Source organism: Flavobacterium sp., assembly GCF_043773265.1.
Lineage (GTDB): Bacteria > Bacteroidota > Bacteroidia > Flavobacteriales > Flavobacteriaceae > Flavobacterium.
In genome coordinates this window covers 1-3,524 of sequence record NZ_JAYVFH010000263.1, presented here as the reverse complement: position 1 = coordinate 3,524, position 3,524 = coordinate 1, and the positions used below count along the sequence as shown (strand labels likewise).

Here is a 3,524-nt window from a genome sequence, read left to right as displayed (position 1 = left end):
TTTGAAATTTTTAATGTTTGTTTAAGAGTTTTTAATTTTTAAACTGAAATTGTTATTGATTTGTACTGGTATTAAAATGGTAAATCTTTAGTCCTGATGGAAGTGGAAATCCTTTTCTTAATTGCTTTGGGTTAAAACCCAAAGCAATTGAAAAAAGATTGGAACGTACAGCAGGAATTACCATACTTAACAATTCCCAAGCCATTGGCTACTGATAATTTTACAATGAAGTTTTATCGAACGAAAGTGGCAATAAATTTCCGATAGAATTAGATTTATAAACTGCGCCGGTTTCTCCCATAAAATATATTTCTATTGGAGTTTCTTGTTTAAATTCGTATTCAGCTATTGATTGACGGCAAGCGCCACAAGGTGGAATTGGTGTTGTTGTTGGGTTAGTATCTGATGCTGCAGTGATTGCTAATGTTACAATTTTAACATTTGGATAAATTGCTCCTGCTTGAAAAATTGCAACTCGCTCGGCACAAAGTCCTGATGGATAAGCAGCATTTTCTTGATTGGAACCCAAAACTATTTTTCCGTTTTCTAATAAAATTGCTGCTCCAACTCTGAATTTAGAATATGGTGCGTAGGCATTTTTACGAGTTTCTATTGCTTGTTGCATTAATGAATTTACAGTAAATGATAATTCGTTTATGTTATTATAAACTGCAATGTGGGTTGTAATATTGATTTCTTTCATTTGGTTATTGAGGAAAAAAAATCCAAATCTTATTGAAGATTTGGATGTTGTTTTAAATTTTAAATGTGCTAATAATCGTCGTATTTATCGCCAAAATTGAATGTTAGTGAGAAACGAAGTGTATTTTCTAATGGGTTTTTAACTTTAGATGCTGAGAATAAGTAAGACACATCAACTTTAACAACATTATATTTAAAGCCAGCGCCAAGTGATAAAAATTTTCTTGCTCCTTTTAACGGACTTTCATTGAAATATCCTAAACGAAATGCAAATGAATCTTGATAAAGATATTCTGCTCCAACTGAATAGGTAAATTCTTTTATTTCTTCGCTAAAACCGTCTGGTGCATCGTTGAAAGATTTAAAAATACCTGATGCCCAACTTATTTTTCTGTAATCTTCATTATTTTGAGAACGTTCAATATCTGTTATTGTTCCGTCGCCGTTTAAATCTGGATTTTGCGGAGTTGGTACTAAAAGCTTGGCTAATTCTGTACTAACTGTAACTTTATTATATTCGTCTAAAATAAAATCGAAAGCTCCACCAAGTCTCATATTGGCTGGTAAAAAGTTGGAACTTACTTGATCATTATTATCATAACTGATTTTTGGTCCCATATTTTGGAAATTAAATCCTAAACGGTATTTTCCATTAAACTCGTTGAAAGCAATTTCTTCTGATTGAAAAAAACCTGCTACGTCAACTGCAAATGAACTTCCTGGTTTAGCATCGGTATTTACATCGGCAATTTTTAAATTGGAACGGATGTAACGTCCAGCAACTGCCATAGAAAATCTGTCGCTTAATTTTAATGAATAGGAACCGTCTATTGCAAGCTCATTTGGTTTTACAATGTTTGCTGGATCATCAAAATTTTGTCTTAACTCTATTTCTCCTAATCCAAAATAACGAAGACTTACTGCAAAAGCACTTCTTCCTTCATCTCCAAATCGGTTATAATAATTAACCTGTCCTAATGAAATATCGTTTACAAGTTGTGTTAAATATGGAGTATAACTTATAGAAAATCCTTGCTTGTCTACCGCAAATGCATATTTTGCAGGATTCCATTGTTGCGAAAATGCATCTGTAGAAGTTGCAACACCTTGATCTGCAAGACCAGCAGCACGAGCATCGGCAGCAACTAAAAGAAATGGAACTCCAGTTGTGATAACTCTATCTTGTGCATTAATGTATTGATTGGTAACTAGAAATAATACAATTAGTGAAATCTTTTTACTTATGTTTATTGTATTGTTTTTTTTGTAATCGTGATTCTTTGATTTCATTGAGTATTTTAAATAATTAAACAAATATAGTATTTTATTAAAGGATAACAAGTTTTTCAATTTTTTCTGATTTTTTATTGGTAATGGTTGAATTAACTGTGAGTTTATAAATATATACACCTTTTCCTATTTTATCGCCAAAATCGTCTGTTCCATCCCAAGTTACATCTCTAGAAAGAAAACCTTCTGTGGTAACATATTGATTTATGGTTTTTACGACTTTGCCAGTAATTGTAATTATTTGAACTTGAACTTGTAAAGGTTCAAATGGTTTGTTATGGGTGAACCAAAATTGTGTGTAATTTACAAACGGATTTGGGTAATTTAATACATTGGTCAAGGTTACATCATCATCACCAACTACTACAAATTGAATTTCTGTTGATATAAAATTATTGTAAACATCCCAAGCTTTAAAGGTGATTGTGTGTAATCCTAATGCTAAATTTCTAAAAGGAAATCTAATTTTACCTTTTTTGTAATTATCAAGTTCTGTTTCATAATAATCGTTTAATATATAAGGTTTGGTTTCGTCTCCATCTAAAATGGCTACAATATCATGACCAATTCCGCTTGCTGTATTTATACCATGTTCATCTTCTAGAAAAGCTAAAAAGAAAGGTGATTCATTAGTAATTCCGCCATTTACAAATGTTTCATCATTCATATACAATCTAATTGTTGGCGCAGTAACATCTGCTACAGCATTAGTATTTATTCCGCCCACTTTTATATCTAAATTATAACCAGTTTTGTCTAATAAAATTTCATTTCTTTTAGTGTAAAAACTTATTCTTCCGTTTCCTAGCGGAATTTTAATATCTCTTGGCACTACAAATCCAAATTCGAACAAACCATTATTTACTGATGCATTTCCTCTAAAAATTGTTTCTCCAAGATTTGTAAATGAAATTGGCGGACTATTATTATCGTTATTTAAGGTACTTCGGTTATAATTTTTATCAAATATATTTACGAATAATTCTCCGTTATAGTTTGGAAGTGGGTTTCCAGATTCGTCTTGTACTTCGCCAGATAATTTTACGTATGCCAATGCTTTTAAATCGGAAATTGGTTGCGTTATTGGAACATCGTTAACTTTAGTAAGTACAACTCTAGGTTTTGGAATTGCCAACATTAATGCTGGATCACCAAGAAATGCTACGACTCTTGTTGAAGAATTATTATTACTTCCTATTTTTGCTAATCGCAATGCTTCTGCAATTGAAGTGTATGTATTGGAATTATATGAGAATAATTGTTCTGACATTTCATCATTAAATAATTCTGCACTATATTTTCCTATTGATCTAATTGTAGTTATCATTGCAACTGCGCCACCTTTTGGATTCCAAAAAGTATATTCGCCAGCAGTTGGACGATAAGGATTATCAAATCTTGAAAATTCGCATGTAATGGTTATAAACAAAGGATAACGGTATCGATTATTAAAACTTAATCCGTCAAATTTATCCCAAATTCTCTCGGCTGTTAAACCATCTTCACCACCATGACCAAGATAATTGAGATCG

General features: G+C 31.6%; 4 protein-coding genes. All 4 read right to left on the bottom strand.

Annotation, left to right across the window (positions count from 1 at the left end; all coding sequences use genetic code 11):
• Window positions 1-52: 52 nt before the first annotated feature.
• A complete protein-coding gene (locus ACH2BO_RS14010) occupies window positions 53-205 on the bottom strand; it encodes a hypothetical protein (protein WP_395045355.1) in 153 nt (50 codons plus the stop codon).
• A gap of 15 nt (window positions 206-220) precedes the next feature.
• Complete coding sequence (gene cdd, locus ACH2BO_RS14005) at window positions 221-703, bottom strand: cytidine deaminase (protein WP_395045354.1); 483 nt, start codon at window positions 701-703, stop codon at window positions 221-223.
• A 68-nt stretch (window positions 704-771) separates the two neighbouring features.
• The gene (porV, locus tag ACH2BO_RS14000) at window positions 772-1,992 is read right to left on the bottom strand and encodes a type IX secretion system outer membrane channel protein PorV (RefSeq protein ID WP_395045353.1); all 1,221 of its coding nucleotides are present in this window, start codon (window positions 1,990-1,992) and stop codon (window positions 772-774) included.
• 37 nt (window positions 1,993-2,029) lie between these two features.
• A partial coding sequence (porU, locus tag ACH2BO_RS13995) for a type IX secretion system sortase PorU (protein WP_395045352.1) occupies window positions 2,030-3,524 on the bottom strand: 1,495 nt, incomplete at its 5' end.

Excerpts from the sequence above, each read along its gene's own strand:
- ACH2BO_RS14010 (WP_395045355.1), bottom strand. The coding sequence starts at position 205 with ATGGCTTGGGAATTGTTAAGTATGGTAATTCCTGCTGTACGTTCCAAT.
- cdd (WP_395045354.1), bottom strand. The coding sequence starts at position 703 with ATGAAAGAAATCAATATTACAACCCACATTGCAGTTTATAATAACATA.
- porV (WP_395045353.1), bottom strand. The coding sequence starts at position 1,992 with ATGAAATCAAAGAATCACGATTACAAAAAAAACAATACAATAAACATA.